We start from the raw sequence: 18,554 nt of genomic DNA on the forward strand, positions 1-18,554 counted from the left end.
ATTAGGAGGCCCCCTTCTTTCCATCCGTTGTAATGGCTACATCTAATTTAGCGATTTCACGAAGGATTGCTTGATCCAGTTTTAAATAAGCATCTAATAATTTCGCCATTCCTTTAAAAAACTGAGTGTCTGCATTTTCAATCACCTTTTCAGAAAATGCAGGAATGAAAGCCAGTAAGTGGTTTTCTAGAAATTTTTCCTGTTGATCAATCAAATAAGACAAATAACTGATCGCATGAGGTTCTGCTTTTTCAATCGTCTCAATGCATAATTCATTTAAATGAAACATGAAATTAAGCTCGAACCCAACGTGATCTTCAGCTTCTAAGTTTTGGTCGCGAATGACGAAGCCAAATTCCTCGTACTTCCTTTGAACTGCCACGGTATTTTCTTGAAATAATAAACGATCCTTTCGTACATAAACCGATTCCCAAGGGGGCGCTGTCAGTTCCAATGGTCCAATAAACATTTTTGTGTAATCCCAGTGTAAATTTTCATAGTCATCATCATTATGAATGACATCATGTTCTTTTAAATACGCTTTAATATCCTCAATCGCTTCCTCGATACCTTTGGATTCTTCTACAAACGGAAAAATATTGACGAGTTCGTTTTCCACAAAATACGTAAGATACTCTTTCGAAGGCTCTTCGACGAAAAATCTTGCTAAAATATCATAAATAAATTGTCGAGCCCGGAGAATATAATTTAATTCTTCTTGCGTAATAGACTGCTTCATGAATTTCTCCCTTCAAAACCGCTAGTGTTACATCTTCACGAATTGGTACCTGTGCGTGGTTAATGTGTATTGCATAGGTAACTTAAAATTATTCTACTTCTTTTTTCATGGACACTCTGCACTTTGTGAAATAATTCACAAGTCGTTCGATTTTTTTTGTCCTTTTTGTGACTAAATCAAGGAGATATCGAGAAAGTATTATCTTCTTGGTATACCTCATTTTATTTTATGCGATTGTAGTGAAAGATTAGTGAAATAAGAAAATTAAGTAAATCGATAGTGATAGTCATTCTCAATTGTATTCATTTTTTCTCAATTAGGTTGACAAAGATAAGCATACTACACTATCCTAAATTAGAATAAATTTAATTCATAGAAGGTGTTAGCATAGACAGGAAATATTTTTTGAATAGGCATGATGAAGACTAATAAAAACTTAGAAAGGATATTGTAAAATGTTGAACTATTTAATGAAGACCCGACCCGGGCAATTTTTACTCATTGGTATTTTATTCACGATTTCAGGGTTTATTTTTACATTGGTTAACGAAAGTTATAGTCTGTTGGCATTCTATACTGCTATTTTCTTTTTAGGTTTTTTTGCAGCAAAAAATGCAGTTGTTGAAACCATACAATCAAAATCCCCCAATGTTGATTTACTAATGATTCTTTCGGCTTTGGGCGCCATGTTAATCCACTATGAATCGGAAGCTGCCATGTTATTACTCATCTTCGCGGGTGCAGAGGCATTAGAAGACTTTGCTTCTGACAAATCAACGAGTGCGATTTCAGAGCTCCTATCACAAGTCCCTTCAACTGCTCAGGTTTTACAAGCAAATAGTGAAGTTGTTGAACTTCCTGCTGAAGCATTAAATGTAGGAGATATTGTGATTGTGTCAAAAGGAGCTCAAATTCCAATTGATGGCTATACTGATCGAAAAACAATGATCAATGAAGCAGCTTTAACAGGAGAATCCCTTCCAGTTGCAAAAGAAAATGGCGATGAAGTCTTTGCTGGAACAATTAACGAAGGCAATGTCTTTTATCTTCAAGTAAATAAATTAAGTAACGAAACGGTTTTTTCAAATATCATTCGAATGGTTGAGGAAGCGCAAAATAGACCATCCAAAATCTCCAATTTTATCGATCGTTTTGAGAGCCGATATGTGATTGGTGTACTTATTGTCGTACCGATATTTATTCTTATCTTATTTTATTTCAATGACTTTACCTTCCAAGAGGCTTTTTACCGAGGAATGGTATTGCTAACTGTCGCAAGTCCATGTGCTTTAGTCGCATCGGCAACACCTGCTACACTGAGTGCGATAAGTAATGGTGCAAAAAACGGCGTGTTATTTAAAGGCGGAGCAGCTATGGAAGCACTGAGTACGATGGACATTTTGTATAGTGACAAAACAGGCACCATTACACTCGGTGAGTTTAAAGTCATTAGTTATGAGGCAAATGAGGATGTATTAAAAGAAGTTGTATATATGGAACAGCAATCTAGTCATCCGATTGCAGATGCGATCGTGTCCGCGTTTAACGATATAGATCTCAATCGTGTAGATCAAACCGAAGAAATTGAAGAAATAGCAGGGTCTGGAATGAAAAAAGGCGCTATCTATGTTGGTAAACCTTCAGCGTTTGCTGATTATGAAGATCCTCATCATTACAGAAGCAAATTGAGTGCTGGATATACAACGGTTTTTGTCGGTAAAGAACATCAAATTGTTGGTTATTTCTCGCTATCTGATCAAGTTCGTCCCGAATCTGCACCCGCAATTGCAGGTTTTCAAGATGAGAAAATTAAGGTTGTTTTATTAACCGGAGATAACGAAATGACAGCGAAAAAAGTTGCGGAAGAAGTGAATATTGATACCTATGCGGCTTCGTGTTCACCAGAAGACAAAATCAAATATGTATTAGATAGTCAAAAACAAAAGAAAGTTGTGGGTATGATTGGCGATGGTATCAATGATGCTCCGGCTCTAGCGAATGCCGATATCGGAATTGCAATGGGAAGCGGTTCCTCTGTAGCCATGGAATCTGCAGATGTTGTCATAGTAAAAAATAATTTAGCAAAACTTTTTTATAGCTTTAAATTAAGTAAAAAGCTAAATCGTATTATTCTACAAAACGTTATCTTTGCCGTTGCAGTCATTATTGCATTGATTGTCTTAAATATTTTAGGCTATTTGGATTTGCCTATGGGGGTTGTCTTCCATGAGGGTTCAACGATTTTAGTCATTTTAAACGGACTACGCTTACTACAGCAAGAAAAAGAAGTGGTGTAAAATTCAAGTGATTAGTTATTCCCACCAAAATCATAAGCTCTTCCAAAAGTTCATAAGCTAGTAAACAAGCACAAGATCGATAACTTGTCCAAGACATTGCGAAGAAGGGAGGCTACTGAATGATTAAGCACTGGGGCTTCTGGACTGGATGGCTCGGCATTATTTTGGCGGTACTTGGATTCTTCTTTGATCCTGCTTTAGGTGGGGTTTCAATTATGTTAGGATTAATCACTTTTATATTCCCGAAAAAAATGCTTGCTTCGTTTTCAATTGGGCTTGGAATTATCGTACTCTTATTGCAACATATATAATAGCTGTTGTCGTACGAAAAGGTGTATTGTCATTTACTAGTGACAATACACCTTTTTGTATAGATGCCTATGCGAATTTCAATAGGATAACTTATATAAATGCAAAAGTAGGAATCCCGCTAATCGGATCCCTACTTTTATTTCATGTAATGGCTAGCGCTTCGCTGATTCCGTTTTCTCCTGATTTTAAAAAGATTCGCGCCAAGTTCATTTAAAACGATAGCCGCCAGTATAATCAACGTCCCTATCCACTGTAGCGGAGTTACTATTTCTGACAGAATTGCGCTTGCTAATAAGATCGTAACCGGTAATTCAATCGATGTTAATATGTTTGCGAGTCCTCCTGAAATTAATGGAGCACCTACTGCGAAAAATAGTGGTGGAAGAACAGCACCAAATAAAGAAACGCCGATGGAAACGATGATCAAGTTCCATTCCAAAGGCAACACTGTCGAGATATCACGTATAAACACAACAAACACTAGGATGGTTGATCCAGTCACCATAAATGCACCGCGTGTCAACGAATCCACATTGACAGCAACCTTTCCGCTGAAAAAGATAAATCCTGCATAGGTGAATGCAGAAAGGATTCCAAACACAAAACCTCTTATAGGTAGTCCCTGAATATCACCGTTAATAATATTCGAAGCGAAAAAGACGCCTATTAATATGAGGATAATTGATAGAATTGTGATTGGTGCGGGCGCGATTTTGCTGAAAATCCATTCCAAAATGATCCCTATCCAAATGAATTGAAACATTAATATAATTGCCAATGAGGCGGGCAAATATTGCATCGAAGCATAATAAAATATAGTCGTTAAACCGATAAAGCAGCCGGTCATCATAATTTGAAAAATATTTTTTAATGTGATTCCTTTGAAGCTAGACCTTTTAAGTAGCGAAATAGACCATAATAATATAAAAGAAAACGTCATTTGAACGATGTTAATTTGTCCAAGTGTATAGCCATAGCCGAATCCAAGTTTTGCAAATACAGGTGTGAAGCCGAAACATGCCGCCCCTATTAATACAAAAAGAATGCCTTTATTCCATTTCATGATGTTACCTCCTTGATGCTTGAGACGAACTGTTCTATTATATCATGAACTAAAAAATAACCTGAAGCGGCTATTCTAGGTAAAGTGGGCCTGTATGACAATTCATGTATCAATAGAAACATAAAAAAGTAATCCCACCACATATTTATAGGGTGGGATTACTAGCAGTTAGGTTGTTGAACGAGAGTCCTATGTATCAGAAGTGATTTCATTTTTTAGAGACTGGTCGAACAGTCCCTCTTTATTTACTCTACAAACTGTACTTTTTCCAAATGATAAATTCCACCCGAATTGATTGAGAAACCCTTGATCTTATTACTAACACCTGTTAAATACTCCCTATAATCTAAAAAGAGCATCGGTGCATCTGCGATAATTTCTTCCTGCGCTTGTTTATACAATTTCAATCGTTCTTCTTCGTCAGTTGCTGCTCGACCTTTGTCCAGCAAATCATCAACAACAGATGAACCATACCACATCGCATTTGGCGGAATCCCCTCAGTAGATGAATGGAATAAAGAATACAAACCATTGTCTGCATCTGCTAACGGATTCGTCCACCCTAACATGTACATATCGTGGTCGCCGGACTTAAGTTTTTCTATATAGGTTCCAAATTCCATTTGTTCAATCGTCAATTCTACATTTATTTCTTTTAAAGTATTTTGAAGAATGATTGCTGTATCAATACGTTGCGGATTATCATTCGTCCAAAGCGTGGCTTTAAATCCATCTGCATAGCCTGCTTCTTTCATCAATTTTTTGGCTTCTTCAATATTTTGGTCAATGCCTTTTATGTCTTCTGAATACCCGAATACTCCAGGTGCAAGAGGTCCTTCAGCTGCAATGCCATATCCATCATAAACACCGTTAATAATTTCCTGTTTATTGATGATCATTGACACAGCTTTTCGCACCAAAACATCATCAAATGGCGCTTTACTCATATTAAATCCGATAAATGAAAGCCCTGTTGAAGGGGTTTGTACCACTGTTGCATAGTCACTATCATTTAATTGAGGAACTTCGCTCGGTTGCACAGGATCTACGATATGAACGAATCCACGCTCCAAGTCTGCATTACGGGTTCCGCTTTCCGGGATAATTTTGAAAGTTACTGTATCGACAAGTGCTTCTTCTCCCCAATAATTCTCATTTTTCACAAGTTTTACTTCCTCGCCAGGTGTCCAACTATCAAACTTAAAATGTCCGGTTCCAACTGGATTTTCTGAAATAGCTGTACCAGGTTTTTGACCATTCTTTATTGCCTCGTAATCTGCTTCAATTGCTTTCGGGCTAATGATTGCGGCCCCACTATGGGATAGATGTGCCAAAATTGGTGAAAACGGATATTCTGTCTTAATGCGAACGATATACTCATCTACCACTTCTACTTCAGAAATCATTTCAAAATAATCATATTTTGATGAAGCAACTTCTGGATCGAGAAGGCGTTCTACATTTATTTTCACGGCTTCCGCATTAAACGCTTCCCCATCATGAAAGCTTACACCTTCTTGCAAGATAAACTCATAAGTCAAATCGTCAATCACTTTCCATTCCTTCGCCAAACCTGGAATTAACTTATTCTCACTGTCACGTTTAATGAGCCCTTCAAAAATTGGTTGTTGAATGTTATGTGACGGCACATCATTCGAGCCAGCCGGATCTAAAGTACTCGCGTCAGAATGAACAGCGACAACAAGGTCCTTTTCTATCTTCCCGTCTCCTGGCTGATCGTTCTCCGCTTCACTACCGCCGCCCGCGCAAGCTGCTAGTATCATAGTGAACGACAATATTAAAACACTTAACCACTTCTTACTATTCTTCATGATGTTGAATCCTCCTAGATATTTTATATTTTTATATAAATTATGTTTTTAGCATAATTATATCTAAATGGTAATGCTCTAAATACCAGGCTCTACCGTTTTCCAAAATAAAAAGAACCCTCAAACAAGAAGAGGGTCCATTCGTAAAGACAATCTTCTCATCTGCCAGGTATTATGAAAATACCTATTGGAATTAGCACCATACCTAAAAAGGCTGGTTGCTGAGACTTCTAAGGGCCATTCCCTCCATCTCTCTTGATAAGAATTGAAAGTATTTAATTATTTAAAAACTAAGTGTTCTTACTATATCATGTTCTAAAAAACAAAACAAGTAGAAAAAGGTAGAATAAAGTCAATATTAACTTCAATCCATCTATTCATTTCTCGTTGCTAGATGCTTAATGTTTCCCTGCATAAAATTGACGGTGGAGTTCGCGAACTTGCTCCGCGAGTTCTAGAACAGGGCCCTCTACTGTAATATCACGCAGTACATCTCGGATTGGAAGATTACGCACGCGCGATTCCGATACATTGATCCCCATTTCGCTCAACCATTGTACCAGCTGCCCGGATGAACTGACATAAACAATTCGCCCCAAACCTACCCAACCGTGGGCTGCAGCGCACATAGGGCAATGTTCACCCGAAGTATATACTGTCGCCTTCTCTCTTTCTTCCAACGTCATATTCTCGGCTGCCCAACGCGCCAAAGCAAATTCCGGATGTTGGGTGTGATCACCACCTCCAACACGGTTACGGTCTTCCGCAAGCACGTCCCCGCTGGCTGACACTAGAACTGAACCAAATGGCTCGTCACCTTTCTCCAGAGCAACTTTTGCTAGTTCAATGCAACGTTGTAAATGCTTTAAATCTTGATCATTTATCATGAATAATCCTCCTTGTACTAATGCTTTGAACTGGACCTTCTTATACTCTATCCGCTGAAAGTTCTTTGATAATCAAATTGTGCTGTTTGTATACATAATATAATGGGACAGGGTTTACGCCTATCCCACCATACGTCTTATTGTGCCAAATCGATAATTCGCCCTTCAATCATTGGAGTAATATTTCCTAAAACACTTAAATGTTCGGCAAAGTTTTCCCAATCACTTTGGCCTAAATCCGTTACTCTACCTGCTTCATATGCTTTTGCAAAAACTGTGTATCCGTCTCCGCCTTTCGCGGTAAATGCATTTGTCGCTACGGTATAAGTCTCATGATCACTAACTTCCGTATAAGTACCATCTACATTTTTATAGGCTACGGAAACAACCCGCTCACCAGAGGCTTTTCCTGAATCGAATGTCACTTTTGCACCTGATACATGTAAGAAACCGCCATTTTCGCGCGGGTATTCTCGGAAACTAATTTCAAATGCTTCTTTTAATTCAGCGCCAGTTAGGTCCATCGTTGCTAACGTATTGCCAAATGGAAGAACTGTAATTACTTCTCCAATTGTAATTGGACCCGCATCAATTGCAGCCCTTATACCGCCACCATTTTGTAATGCCATCATAACTTCTGGATTATACATTTTCGCTTTTGCTAGCATACCGTCTGTTATCAAGTTACCTAATGCTGTTTCATTTTTACGTACACTATCCTCATTCGTTCGTGGATTTTCTAATTTACTTTCCGCTGTTGCTCCAATTTCTGTTTGTGCAATATCTTCTACTCTGTCTGAATATGGTTTCAACATTTCGACAGCTTCTGGATCTGCAGCTTTTTCACTAACAGGGATTAATTCACCCCTAAAGTCATTAATGACACCCTCTTTATCAAACACAATGTCTACGGACCCTAAAAATTGATTGTATTGATAGGATTGGACAATGAGTGTCGGATCTTTCGTTGCGCCAGTTTCATCTTGGTCAACGACTATAGGTTCATTTAATTGTGTGTGGCTATGTCCGCCAACAATCACATCAATTCCATCGACTGTTGCAGCTAAAATTAAATCATTATCAACTGCAGGGTTATCATCATATCCAATATGTGTCAAAGCAATAATTTTGTTGACGCCTAGGTTTTCAAATGCAGCTACTGCTTTTTCAGCTTCTTCAATATAATCACTGAAAGTTATTGCACCAGGACTTGAAATATCGGCTGTCTCAGCGGTTGTCAGGCCAAAGACCCCCACTTTTTCTCCATTAATTTCCTTAATGATTCCATTATAGATTTTCCCTTTTTCAGGTTCGCTTGAAATTAAATCGCTGAATAAGCCATTAAATTTATCATCTCTTGAAAAATCAACATTGGAGCTGACAAATGGGAACTCGGCCGCTTCAACAAAGTCCGCTAAAGCTTGATGTCCCTCTGGTGTTGAACCCAAATCAAATTCATGATTACCAAATGTCATTGCATCATAACCCATTAAGTTCATAAATTGTAAGTCTGCCATTCCCTTAAATTCGTTGAAATACAATGTTCCCGACATGACATCGCCGGCATCAAGAAGAAGAGCGTTCGGTTTTTCTGCTCGCACTTCCTTCACTGCTGTCACACGTTTTGCAATACTGTCTAAATTTCCATGTGTATCATTGGTATGCATGATAGATAGATCAAAAGGAAACTTGATCGCATCTGGATTCGCACCCTTTACATAATCAATTTGTTGAACGTTTCCTGCTCCCCTTATTTCAGAAACCTTATTTCCCTCAATAATCACTTTAGACATTTCAATCCCACTAAAATCGACAATCGTACCTGCTTTTTTAGGTTTGATTGTAACGGAAGTATCTTTAAATCCATCACCATAAAACTCCGCATAACTACCGGTGAATACAACGCCATTCTTTATTGTTGACATTGAATCTAGTGTAATCGAAACACTTGATTCGTGGATCATCAATTTTCCAGTTTTATAGTTGTTTAAATCATATACTTTATCGAAATCCGTTACTGATGATGCTTGTTCTTTTATTACATTAGATGAAGTCATCGCAGCTCCGACTGTTGCCTGCAAGCCTGTTACTGATAAACTAACCGCTAAACTTGCTGACAATACTAGATTTAAGCTTTTACTCCATTTACTTAAACGCATTCAGTTAACTCTCCTTTTTTTACTAGAACAATTAATCCAAAAATAATAGTTTTGGCAAATCTCCTAACCAAGAATTATATTTAACTTAATATTCTAGTTTTTATTCAAATCAAGTTTAGTATAAGTATCAGCCAATAATATGTCAATTGCAGCTATGTAATCGAAGTACACCAAAAAACGACTTCATCCTGAGATGAAGTCGTTTTTTTTACTTTGTTTATCACATTCAAAATGTATGGAGACGGCGGGAGTCGAACCCGTGTGCAAAGACTCTAATTACTCAAGCATCTACTCGAATAGATTATCGATTGATTTTCGCGTATTAGTTTGCCACTAGCCTATTTTGATAAAAGGAAGAAATATCTTCCTTTTATTTATCTGTTTGTTTTTGCTTCTTTTTCAAATACTCCGTACGTAATTTTTCAAGATGCTGCTTTTTATCAAATTGGGCAGGCTTGTTTTTTTCATGATACTTTGTCACAGCTGCCTTACCTTTATTATCCAATTGATATTTTCCCACTTTTTTTCACCTACTTTTCTTGTCTTTAAAGAGAATCTATTCGATAAATATAATATATCCTGTTTTACTGCAGTAAACCTTATTAGTGTCCTGCGTGAATCGCACCTTTGCACCACACAATTCAAACCAATTCTGAATGATGAAGATGAAAATAGGGATATTGAACAAGAGTACAACTCCCGTTCAATATCCCTACTCATCAAAAACATTGATACGACTACATTTATCAGCCATAAAATTATGGAGACGGCGGGAGTCGAACCCGCGTCCAGAGGCCCCAACACTTAAGCGTCTACGCGCATAGATTGACTACTTAGGTTTCGCGCATCATTATGCCGTCAATCACGGCGTCCTGTGCGCTATCCTGGTAATCTCTTCTAGTTACCTCAGGAGGCGATAACTAGCGTATCCCACTAATAAGTGAACCTTAGCGCGCCACATGGGCGATGGTACGATAAGGCAGATTCAGTCAGCTATTAAGCTGCGAATGCTAAATTGTTGTTTGTTTTGCCTGTTATTATAAATGGCGTTTTTACGGAGCCGACCCCTCCGACGCGCAACTTAAGCTCAGACTACCCCTGTCGAATCCGTAACGTCCCCGTATAATGGGAAGTTAGGAGTACCTATAAAAGGTTCCGAACTACTGCTACAAGAAATAGTATACTATAATCTCAGTAAAAAATCAATACTGCTGTCTGTCTTTTAACGCACGCGCCATGTCCCGCTTCGCTTCTTTACGCTTTAGATCTTCACGTCTATCGTGATGCTTTTTACCTTTACCAACGCCGATTAATACTTTTGCGAAGCCGTCTTTTAAATGCAATTGAATCGGAACAATCGTATATCCTTGTTGTTTTGTTTTTCCGATTAACTGATTAATTTGTCGTCTATGCAAAAGAAGTTTTCGCGATCTAATCGGGTCATGGTTAAAACGGTTCCCTTGATCATAAGGACTAATATGCATATTTAAAATCCACGCTTCGTTATTTCTAATTTGAACGAATGATTCTTTCAATTGGACCTTCCCTGCACGGATCGATTTAATTTCTGTGCCTTGCAGGACAATTCCCGCCTCTATCGTGTCTTCAATGGCATAATCAAAGTTTGCTCTTCGATTTCTTGCAAGAATTTTTCCTTTTCCTTTTCCCATATTATGTTTCCCCCTACTACAGCCAAGGGACAAAATAAATGTCCCCGGCATTATCTTCTTTTTCTTGGACTTCTTTTTGATTTTTTGGCAATACCTTCATAAAACTTTTTCTTTTGATTGCCTCGCTTAGACTTTCGCTCATTATTGGCATTCGACGATTTGCCTTGCTGTCTTCCGCCTTGATTTGAACCTCGTTTCGTATGAATCACTTTAGGCGCTTCTCTTCTCGTGCGATGCATATTCGGTTTCATTCCAACAAGTTCAAAATCAATTGCGGATTCTTCAGGTTTAACCGCAACAACACGAATGGTTACTTCATCGCCAAGTCGGAATTGCTTCCCTGTATGCTCACCAATCATGATCATTTGCCTGTCGTCAAAACGGTAATAATCATCCGTCATATAACTGACGTGGACAAGCCCTTCAATCGTATTTTCAAGCTCAACAAATATACCGAAATTCGTGACTGAGGAAACGATTCCTTCAAATTCCTCACCAATTTTATCAACCATATATTGTGCTTGTTTCAGTGCGGTCGTATCACGTTCCGCGTCAACTGCACGACGTTCACGTTCTGACGTATGTTCCGCAATTTCCGTCAGATTTGCATTCCAGTGTTCTATCGTTGTGTGCGAAACGTCCTTTTCAAGCAAATACGTGCGAATTAAACGATGAACGATCAAATCCGGATAACGTCGAATTGGCGCTGTAAAATGCGTATAATACTCAGTCGATAAACCAAAGTGTCCAAGGCTTTCCTCAAAATATTTCGCCTGTTGCATGGACCGTAATAACATTGTAGAAATGACCGCCTCTTCCGGCAAGCCTTCAATAGATTCAACAATTTCTTGCAATGCTCTCGGATGCACTTCATTTCCAGCACCTTTGACGACAATCCCGAAATTCGTTAAAAACTCGAAGAACTTTTGCAGTTTTTCCGCTTTCGGATCTTCGTGAATTCGATAAAGAAACGGAACTTCCATCCAGTGGAAATGCTCTGCAATCGTTTCGTTTGCCGCAAGCATAAACTCTTCTATTAACCGTTCAGATACTGTTCTTTCAAGTACAACAACATCTGTCGGCCAACCTTCTTCATCTACGAGCACTTTTGATTCTTTAAAATCAAAATCGATAGCACCGCGTTCCATTCGTTTATTACGCAATATAGCAGCGAGATCCGCCATATCATTTAACATCGGAACGATATGTTCATATTTCTTAATAAGTTCCTCATCTTTTTCTTCAATAATTTGGTACACATCTGTATACGTCATTCTTTCTTTGGAATTAATGACGCTTTCATAAATTTCGTGTTCAATCACTTTTCCGTTTTGATCAATCGTCATTTGACAAGTCAGTGTCAAACGATCAACGCCAGGATTCAATGAACAAATGCCATTGGATAACGCATGCGGCAACATCGGAATCACACGGTCTGTTAAATAAACACTGGTGCCTCTGTCAAACGCCTCTTCATCCATCGGGGAGTGTTCCGTCACATAATAACTCACATCAGAGATATGGACATACAACGTATAGGTTCCATTGTTATGGTTCACAACGGCAATCGCATCATCTAAATCTTTCGCATCTGCCCCGTCAATTGTAATCGCCATTTCATTACGTAAGTCACGACGTTTTCCGATATCTTCTTCACGTACTTCGTTCGGCACACTTTTCGCATGGTTAATCACTTCATCTGGAAATTCGATGGTGATTCCATGTTTATAAATAATCGATAAAATATCAATGCCTGGGTCGTTTTTATGGCCTAATATTTTCGTTACCATGCCCGTTGCGGATTTTGTATCTCCAGGCCAACCAGTAATTTCAACAATAACTTTATGACCTTCTACCGCACCAAGTGAATCACCTTTTGCAATAAAAATATCCATCGGCAGCTTTTTATCATCTGGAATCACAAATCCAAATCCGCGATTATCTTGATAAGTCCCGATAATTTGAGTCGTTTTCCTCTCTGCGATTCGCGTAATCGTTCCTTCTCTTCTTTCACCTGAACTGCCGCCTGATACACGGACAAGTACGATATCTCCATTCATCGCCCCATTTACTTCATGCGGCGGTATGAAAATGTCGTCCATTCCTTCTGCTTCTGGTGCCACAAATCCAAACCCTTTTGCATGCCCAATAAACTTTCCACGCACATGGTTCATGCGCTCAGGAACGCCGTAACGATTTGTTCTCGAGCGGATTAAATACCCGCCCTGTTCTAAGTGAACGAGCATTTTCACCAGTTCTTTAAATTCAGCTGCTTGTTCGATTTCTAGCATGTCTTGAATCTCTTGCACCGTCATCGGCTTATATGATTCTTCTTTCATCATCTCTAAAATTTTGTCTTGTAGTTCTTGAGCGAACGTATCCAAAGACATCCCTCCCATTCGTATTGATTACTCGATGTAATCTTGTTTAATTCAACCAACCATTTCAACTTAGTTTAGCCTTTTATTCTCTTTTTATCACTTTCATGACTATGTACAGTATAGGCATTTAAACTTTCATTCACACATGCCAATCTAGTGACTCTAAGAATTGATAAATATCTTCATGCAGCTGTTCTTTTTCTGGTCCAAGTGTTATGACATGACCTGACTCCTCATACCATTTTAATGTTTTATCATCCGCTTGTATATCTTCATAAATCACATTCGCGGAATCTGGTTCAATAACTTTATCTAAAGAACCTTGTGTCACAAAAGTTGGTGTGTAAATATGGTCAACATGTTCACGTACTTCGTAAATTAATTCACGTAAGTCCTTCAGTGACGGCATCGTTTGACCACGTAATTTTTCTACTTCTTCCTCGATTACTTCTTTGCTTTTTCCTTCGTACTTCTTATATTCACCGGCGTATTGAAGAACTCCTTCATACATTAGGTCAGTCGTTCTCATGGACATTGGGGCACACATTGTTACAATTCCCTTTAATGGAAGGTTATAACCTAATTTTAAAGAAAAAACACCGCCGAGTGATAATCCAGCTACTGCGATTTCATCATAACCCGCGTCTTTTAGTTGTTGATAGCCAGCTAGAACATCTTCCCACCATTCTTCGGGTCCTGTTTGAATTAATTCCTCAGGCGGTACACCATGTCCCTTATAATGAGGAGCAAGTGATGTATACCCTTTTTTCTCCAAGAAACGCCCAAGCATACGTACATCCGCAGACGTCCCTGTAAATCCATGTAACAATAATACAGCACGTGGACCTTGTTCAAAAAAGAAAGGTTTCGGTTGTGCAATTCTCATTTTTAAATAAACCTCCGCGTATTTCTTTTTAGTTTTACTTTGCAATACATCTATAATTTCCCATCTATACATTAGTGTAGCATTCATTGCTTAATCTATTGTAGTATAAGGCTTCAAAGCACTAAAAAAGCCTGAGCATTCGTAATCGGAATGTCAGGCGATTATTATTTATAAAAGTTATATCGTCATATTGAATTCATTAAAATTTAACAACTAAAATAGCGAGGACAAAAAATAAGACCGAAAGAATGATTGTCACCCGTTGGAGAACTAAGTCAAGCCCGCGTGCTTTTTGCTTCCCAAAAAGCTGCTCGGCTCCACCAGAAATGGCTCCCGAAAGACCTGCACTTGATCCAGATTGTAATAATACAACTACAATTAATGATAATGCTACAATTACTAGTAAAGTCATTAGCAATACGTGCATCCTGTTCCACCTCCTGATAGAAACTCCACAACTCCATACATTTTACCAAATAGATGAAAATGTTACAACTGTAAATTTAATTGGCTCTATCTGTAACTGGTCATTTCCTCCCGTTTTTTCGGTCGGCGTTAGCGTTGAGTGCCGCCGTTCCATATGTTTACCGATGATTTGGCAGACATCATGTGAGGTTGCGCGGACATAATGTTGATTTGCTCGGACATAATGTTGATTTGCTCGGACATATTCCAGTGAAGAACGTACATTTAACGCTGACCAGCAAAAAACCCGCCAAGTGGCGGGTTTTCTTCTAAATATTATTTCTTTAAGTTATAAAAAGTTTGCGCGCCGTAGTATTGTGCTGTTTCGTACAATTGGTCTTCGATGCGAAGCAATTGGTTGTACTTTGCAACACGGTCTGAACGGGATGGTGCACCTGTTTTGATTTGACCAGCATTTGTTGCAACAGCGATATCAGCGATTGTTGTATCTTCCGTTTCACCTGAACGGTGGGAAATCACTGCTGTGTAACCAGCTCTTTTCGCCATTTCGATTGCGTCAAACGTTTCTGTAAGAGTACCAATCTGGTTCACCTTGATTAGAATGGAGTTACTGTTTCCTTCTTCAATTCCGCGCGCTAATTTTTCAGTGTTTGTCACGAATAGGTCGTCTCCAACGAGTTGTACACGGTCTCCAATACGCTCTGTGAGCAATTTGAAACCATCCCAGTCATTTTCGTCGAATCCATCTTCAATCGAAATGATTGGGTATTTATCGCAAAGCGCTTCATACCAATCAACCATTTCAGCAGATGTTCTTTCAACACCTTCGCCTGGAAGATCGTAAACGCCTTTTTCATTGTTGTAAAGTTCTGAAGCTGCAACGTCCAATGCAAGAAGAATTTCTTCGCCTGGTTTGTAGCCTGCTTTTTCAACTGCTTCAATAATCGTGTCAAGCGCTTCTTCACTTGAAGCTAAGTTTGGTGCAAATCCACCTTCATCACCGACAGCTGTATTTAAACCTTTGCTTTGTAAAACATCTCTTAGACTATGGAAGATTTCTGCGCCAACGCGAAGTGCTTCACGGAACGATTCAACGCCTACAGGCATGATCATAAACTCTTGAATGTCAACGTTGTTATCCGCATGCTCGCCACCGTTTAAGATGTTCATCATCGGAACAGGAAGCTGTTTAGCATTAACGCCGCCTAGATATTGATACAAAGGCATGTCTAAGTAATCTGCAGCTGCATGTGCAACAGCCATAGATACGCCAAGAATTGCGTTCGCACCCAGATTTCCTTTGTTTGGCGTTCCGTCTAAGTCGATTAACGCTTTGTCAATTGTTGCTTGGTCCAGGACTGAATAAGTTTCTTCTAGCTCGTCCGCAATATCTTCATTAACATTCTCTACTGCTTTCAAAACACCTTTACCAAGGTAACGATCTTGATCGCCATCGCGTAGTTCAACTGCTTCGTATTCACCTGTTGATGCGCCAGAAGGAACCATTGCGCGTCCGAAAGCGCCACTCATTGTTAACACTTCAACTTCTACTGTTGGATTTCCTCGTGAATCAAGAATTTCTCTCGCTTGAACGTTTGTAATAATTGGCATGAAAATCTCTCCTTTAGAATAATGGTTTTCCAGTCATTTTTTCCGGTTGATTTAATCCTAACAATTCCAACATTGTCGGTGCAAGGTCCGCCAATATACCGTCTGTACGTAATGATAAGTCTTTTTCTGTAATAATAACAGGTACAGGATTGGTTGTATGGGCTGTCATCGGTGCACCGTCTGTATTAATCACTTCATCAGCATTCCCGTGGTCCGCCGTAATAATCGCAGTTCCACCTTTTTCCTCCAAAGCATCAATGATTTTCCCTAAACATTCATCTACTGTCTCAACCGCTCTAATTGTCGGCGCCAACATCCCACTATGCCCGACCATATCCGGATTCGCAAAATTTAAGATAATCGCGTCAATCGAATCACCTTCAATTTTGCGAATTAACGCATCAGTGACTTCATAAGCACTCATCTCAGGCTTCAAATCATACGTTGCCACTTTTGGGGAATCGATTAAAATTCGCTCTTCCCCTTCAAATTCATTTTCCCGGCCGCCACTCATGAAAAATGTCACGTGAGGATATTTTTCAGTTTCAGCAATTCGCAACTGTGTTAGGCCATTTGCTGAAATGACTTCACCTAACGTTTCCTTTAAATCTTTTGTGCCGAACACAACATCTGAAACGACATCATCACTATAATGTGTGAACGAAACAAATTTGAGGTTTTCAAATTTCGTTGTGACAAACTCCTTGAAATTCTCATCTGTGAAAGCACGAGATAGTTGGATCGCACGGTCAGGTCGGAAATTGTAAAATACAACCGCATCCCCGTCTTCAATTGTCGCAACTGGTTCTCCTGACTCTTCAATGACAAATGGTTCTACAAACTCATCGTGAACATTTTTTTCATAAGATGCGAGTACCCCTTCAGATGGAGATTGAGCTGTTTCTGCTGCGCCATCTACAAGCGTCCGGTACGTTTTTTCAACTCGTTCCCAACGCTTATCGCGATCCATCGCATAATAACGTCCTGTTACAGAAGCAATTTTTCCAATCCCGACTTCTTCGATTACTTCTTCAGTTTGTTCAATATAATCCAATGCAGATTGCGGGCTTACGTCTCGTCCATCTAAAAATGCATGAACGTAAACTTTTTCTAACCCTTTCCGATTGGCAAGCTGAAGCAACGCAAAGAGGTGCTCATAATGACTATGTACCCCGCCATCCGAAAGCAGCCCCATTACATGGAGTGCTGAATCATTCTTTTTCACATGATCGACTGCCTGAAGCAGCGTTTCATTTTCAAAAAAATCCCCTTCTCGGATTGACTTATTAATACGCGTTAAATTTTGATAGACGATGCGACCAGCACCAATATTTAAATGTCCTACTTCAGAATTCCCCATTTGGCCTTCAGGTAATCCAACTGCTTCACCACAAGCTGTGAGAGTTGTATAGGAATACGTTTCCTTCAGCCGATCAAAGTTTGGTTTATGCGCTTGTTGTACCGCATTTCCTGAAATTTCTTCACGTAAGCCAAAACCGTCTAAAATAATGAGTGCGACTGGTCCTTTACGCATTTGCACCAGCCTCAACTAACTTTAAGAAAGATGCAGGCTCTAAACTCGCACCGCCGACCAATGCGCCATCAATATGTTCCATGGACAGTAGTTCTTCAATATTGTTTGGATTTACACTTCCGCCGTATTGAATTCGAACAGCATTTGCAACGTCAGCGCCGTATAAGTTTTCAATTGTATTACGAATCGCACCGCAAACTTCATTCGCATCTTCAGCCGTTGCTGTTTTACCCGTTCCAATTGCCCAAATTGGCTCATAAGCAATGACTGCCTGTTTAGTATCTTCTGCACTTACATCTGCAAACGCTTTCGTTACTTGGTCTGAAACGACTTTAACCGTTGCATCGCTTTCACGTTCTTCCAATGTTTCACCTACACAAACAATTGGTGTCAGTCCATTTTCAAATGCAGCTTTTGTTTTTGCGTTAACAGACGCGTCAGTTTCATTGTAATACTCACGACGTTCTGAGTGTCCAAGAACAACATGCTTCACACCGATACTCGCCAGCATTGCCGGGCTAACTTCACCAGTAAATGCCCCTTCTTTTGCTTCGTGCATCGTTTGTGCACCAATGCTTAATTTCGATTCTTTCGCCATTTCTACAAGGTTTTCTAAATACAAAGCCGGAGGACAAACAATCGCTTCTACCTTTTCAGATAGCGGAATATTGGGTAACACTTCTTCCGTAAACTGTTTTGCCTCTTGAGCTGTTTTATGCATTTTCCAATTTCCCGCAATAATTCTTTTACGCAAAAA

15 protein-coding genes, 1 other RNA gene and 1 riboswitch are annotated in these 18,554 nt (G+C 39.3%); of the genes, 2 read left to right on the forward strand and 14 right to left on the reverse strand.

Going from position 1 to position 18,554, the window contains the following annotated elements; genetic code table 11:
* Nucleotide 1: 1 nt before the first annotated feature.
* Nucleotides 2–739 (reverse strand): molecular chaperone, encoded by a 738-nt coding sequence (locus AB1H92_RS12650; RefSeq protein WP_115362811.1) that lies wholly within the window; start codon nucleotides 737–739, stop codon nucleotides 2–4.
* 455 nt (nucleotides 740–1,194) lie between these two features.
* Between AB1H92_RS12650 and AB1H92_RS12655 the strand changes: the two genes are divergently transcribed.
* Nucleotides 1,195–3,036, forward strand: coding sequence for a heavy metal translocating P-type ATPase (locus AB1H92_RS12655; RefSeq protein WP_115362813.1), 1,842 nt, complete (start codon nucleotides 1,195–1,197; stop codon nucleotides 3,034–3,036).
* Between the two features lie 119 nt (nucleotides 3,037–3,155).
* Complete coding sequence (locus tag AB1H92_RS12660) at nucleotides 3,156–3,347, forward strand: C4-dicarboxylate ABC transporter (protein WP_115362816.1); 192 nt, start codon at nucleotides 3,156–3,158, stop codon at nucleotides 3,345–3,347.
* Between the two features lie 137 nt (nucleotides 3,348–3,484).
* On the opposite strand, the gene AB1H92_RS12665 is transcribed toward AB1H92_RS12660, so the two are convergent.
* The 13 genes from AB1H92_RS12665 to tpiA form a co-directional block, all read right to left on the reverse strand.
* A complete protein-coding gene (locus AB1H92_RS12665; RefSeq protein ID WP_115362818.1) occupies nucleotides 3,485–4,411 on the reverse strand; it encodes a DMT family transporter in 927 nt (308 codons plus the stop codon).
* A 245-nt stretch (nucleotides 4,412–4,656) separates the two neighbouring features.
* Nucleotides 4,657–6,243: a glutathione ABC transporter substrate-binding protein gene (locus tag AB1H92_RS12670; protein ID WP_115362821.1), complete on the reverse strand. Its 1,587-nt coding sequence runs from the start codon at nucleotides 6,241–6,243 to the stop codon at nucleotides 4,657–4,659.
* A gap of 155 nt (nucleotides 6,244–6,398) precedes the next feature.
* Nucleotides 6,399–6,508, reverse strand: a riboswitch (SAM riboswitch).
* A gap of 133 nt (nucleotides 6,509–6,641) precedes the next feature.
* Nucleotides 6,642–7,130, reverse strand: coding sequence for a nucleoside deaminase (locus AB1H92_RS12675; protein ID WP_115362823.1), 489 nt, complete (start codon nucleotides 7,128–7,130; stop codon nucleotides 6,642–6,644).
* Between the two features lie 137 nt (nucleotides 7,131–7,267).
* On the reverse strand, nucleotides 7,268–9,289 hold the full coding sequence (locus tag AB1H92_RS12680) for a bifunctional UDP-sugar hydrolase/5'-nucleotidase (protein ID WP_243835674.1): 2,022 nt from the start codon (nucleotides 9,287–9,289) through the stop codon (nucleotides 7,268–7,270).
* 370 nt (nucleotides 9,290–9,659) lie between these two features.
* Nucleotides 9,660–9,809 carry a hypothetical protein gene (locus tag AB1H92_RS12685; RefSeq protein WP_166739463.1) on the reverse strand — a complete coding sequence of 50 codons (150 nt, stop codon included), beginning with the start codon at nucleotides 9,807–9,809 and terminating at the stop codon, nucleotides 9,660–9,662.
* A 238-nt stretch (nucleotides 9,810–10,047) separates the two neighbouring features.
* Nucleotides 10,048–10,409, reverse strand: a transfer-messenger RNA (tmRNA) gene (ssrA, locus tag AB1H92_RS12690).
* An 82-nt stretch (nucleotides 10,410–10,491) separates the two neighbouring features.
* Nucleotides 10,492–10,959: an SsrA-binding protein SmpB gene (gene smpB / locus AB1H92_RS12695; RefSeq protein ID WP_115362825.1), complete on the reverse strand. Its 468-nt coding sequence runs from the start codon at nucleotides 10,957–10,959 to the stop codon at nucleotides 10,492–10,494.
* 50 nt (nucleotides 10,960–11,009) lie between these two features.
* Nucleotides 11,010–13,349 carry a ribonuclease R gene (gene rnr / locus AB1H92_RS12700; protein ID WP_115362827.1) on the reverse strand — a complete coding sequence of 780 codons (2,340 nt, stop codon included), beginning with the start codon at nucleotides 13,347–13,349 and terminating at the stop codon, nucleotides 11,010–11,012.
* 130 nt (nucleotides 13,350–13,479) lie between these two features.
* Nucleotides 13,480–14,226, reverse strand: a complete 747-nt coding sequence (locus AB1H92_RS12705) for a carboxylesterase (RefSeq protein ID WP_115362829.1) — start codon at nucleotides 14,224–14,226, stop codon at nucleotides 13,480–13,482.
* A gap of 199 nt (nucleotides 14,227–14,425) precedes the next feature.
* Nucleotides 14,426–14,653 (reverse strand): preprotein translocase subunit SecG, encoded by a 228-nt coding sequence (gene secG / locus AB1H92_RS12710; protein ID WP_115362831.1) that lies wholly within the window; start codon nucleotides 14,651–14,653, stop codon nucleotides 14,426–14,428.
* A gap of 314 nt (nucleotides 14,654–14,967) precedes the next feature.
* Complete coding sequence (gene eno, locus AB1H92_RS12715) at nucleotides 14,968–16,263, reverse strand: phosphopyruvate hydratase (protein ID WP_115362833.1); 1,296 nt, start codon at nucleotides 16,261–16,263, stop codon at nucleotides 14,968–14,970.
* A 13-nt stretch (nucleotides 16,264–16,276) separates the two neighbouring features.
* Nucleotides 16,277–17,797 (reverse strand): 2,3-bisphosphoglycerate-independent phosphoglycerate mutase, encoded by a 1,521-nt coding sequence (gene gpmI, locus AB1H92_RS12720; RefSeq protein ID WP_115362835.1) that lies wholly within the window; start codon nucleotides 17,795–17,797, stop codon nucleotides 16,277–16,279.
* Nucleotides 17,790–18,551: a triose-phosphate isomerase gene (gene tpiA, locus AB1H92_RS12725; protein ID WP_115362837.1), complete on the reverse strand. Its 762-nt coding sequence runs from the start codon at nucleotides 18,549–18,551 to the stop codon at nucleotides 17,790–17,792. Before tpiA ends, gpmI begins: the two co-directional genes overlap by 8 nt.
* Nucleotides 18,552–18,554: the final 3 nt, after the last annotated feature.

Origin of the sequence: Sporosarcina pasteurii (genome assembly GCF_041295575.1) — a bacterium.
Classification (GTDB): domain Bacteria; phylum Bacillota; class Bacilli; order Bacillales_A; family Planococcaceae; genus Sporosarcina; species Sporosarcina pasteurii.

Bases quoted from the DNA above. Each gene is read 5' to 3' on its own strand.
- AB1H92_RS12650 (WP_115362811.1), bottom strand. From the start codon at position 739: ATGAAGCAGTCTATTACGCAAGAAGAATTAAATTATATTCTCCGGGCT.
- AB1H92_RS12655 (WP_115362813.1), top strand. From the start codon at position 1,195: ATGTTGAACTATTTAATGAAGACCCGACCCGGGCAATTTTTACTCATT.
- AB1H92_RS12660 (WP_115362816.1), top strand. From the start codon at position 3,156: ATGATTAAGCACTGGGGCTTCTGGACTGGATGGCTCGGCATTATTTTG.
- AB1H92_RS12665 (WP_115362818.1), bottom strand. From the start codon at position 4,411: ATGAAATGGAATAAAGGCATTCTTTTTGTATTAATAGGGGCGGCATGT.
- AB1H92_RS12670 (WP_115362821.1), bottom strand. From the start codon at position 6,243: ATGAAGAATAGTAAGAAGTGGTTAAGTGTTTTAATATTGTCGTTCACT.
- AB1H92_RS12675 (WP_115362823.1), bottom strand. From the start codon at position 7,130: ATGATAAATGATCAAGATTTAAAGCATTTACAACGTTGCATTGAACTA.
- AB1H92_RS12680 (WP_243835674.1), bottom strand. From the start codon at position 9,289: ATGCGTTTAAGTAAATGGAGTAAAAGCTTAAATCTAGTATTGTCAGCA.
- smpB (WP_115362825.1), bottom strand. From the start codon at position 10,959: ATGGGAAAAGGAAAAGGAAAAATTCTTGCAAGAAATCGAAGAGCAAAC.
- rnr (WP_115362827.1), bottom strand. From the start codon at position 13,349: ATGTCTTTGGATACGTTCGCTCAAGAACTACAAGACAAAATTTTAGAG.
- AB1H92_RS12705 (WP_115362829.1), bottom strand. From the start codon at position 14,226: ATGAGAATTGCACAACCGAAACCTTTCTTTTTTGAACAAGGTCCACGT.
- secG (WP_115362831.1), bottom strand. From the start codon at position 14,653: ATGCACGTATTGCTAATGACTTTACTAGTAATTGTAGCATTATCATTA.
- eno (WP_115362833.1), bottom strand. From the start codon at position 16,263: ATGCCAATTATTACAAACGTTCAAGCGAGAGAAATTCTTGATTCACGA.
- gpmI (WP_115362835.1), bottom strand. From the start codon at position 17,797: ATGCGTAAAGGACCAGTCGCACTCATTATTTTAGACGGTTTTGGCTTA.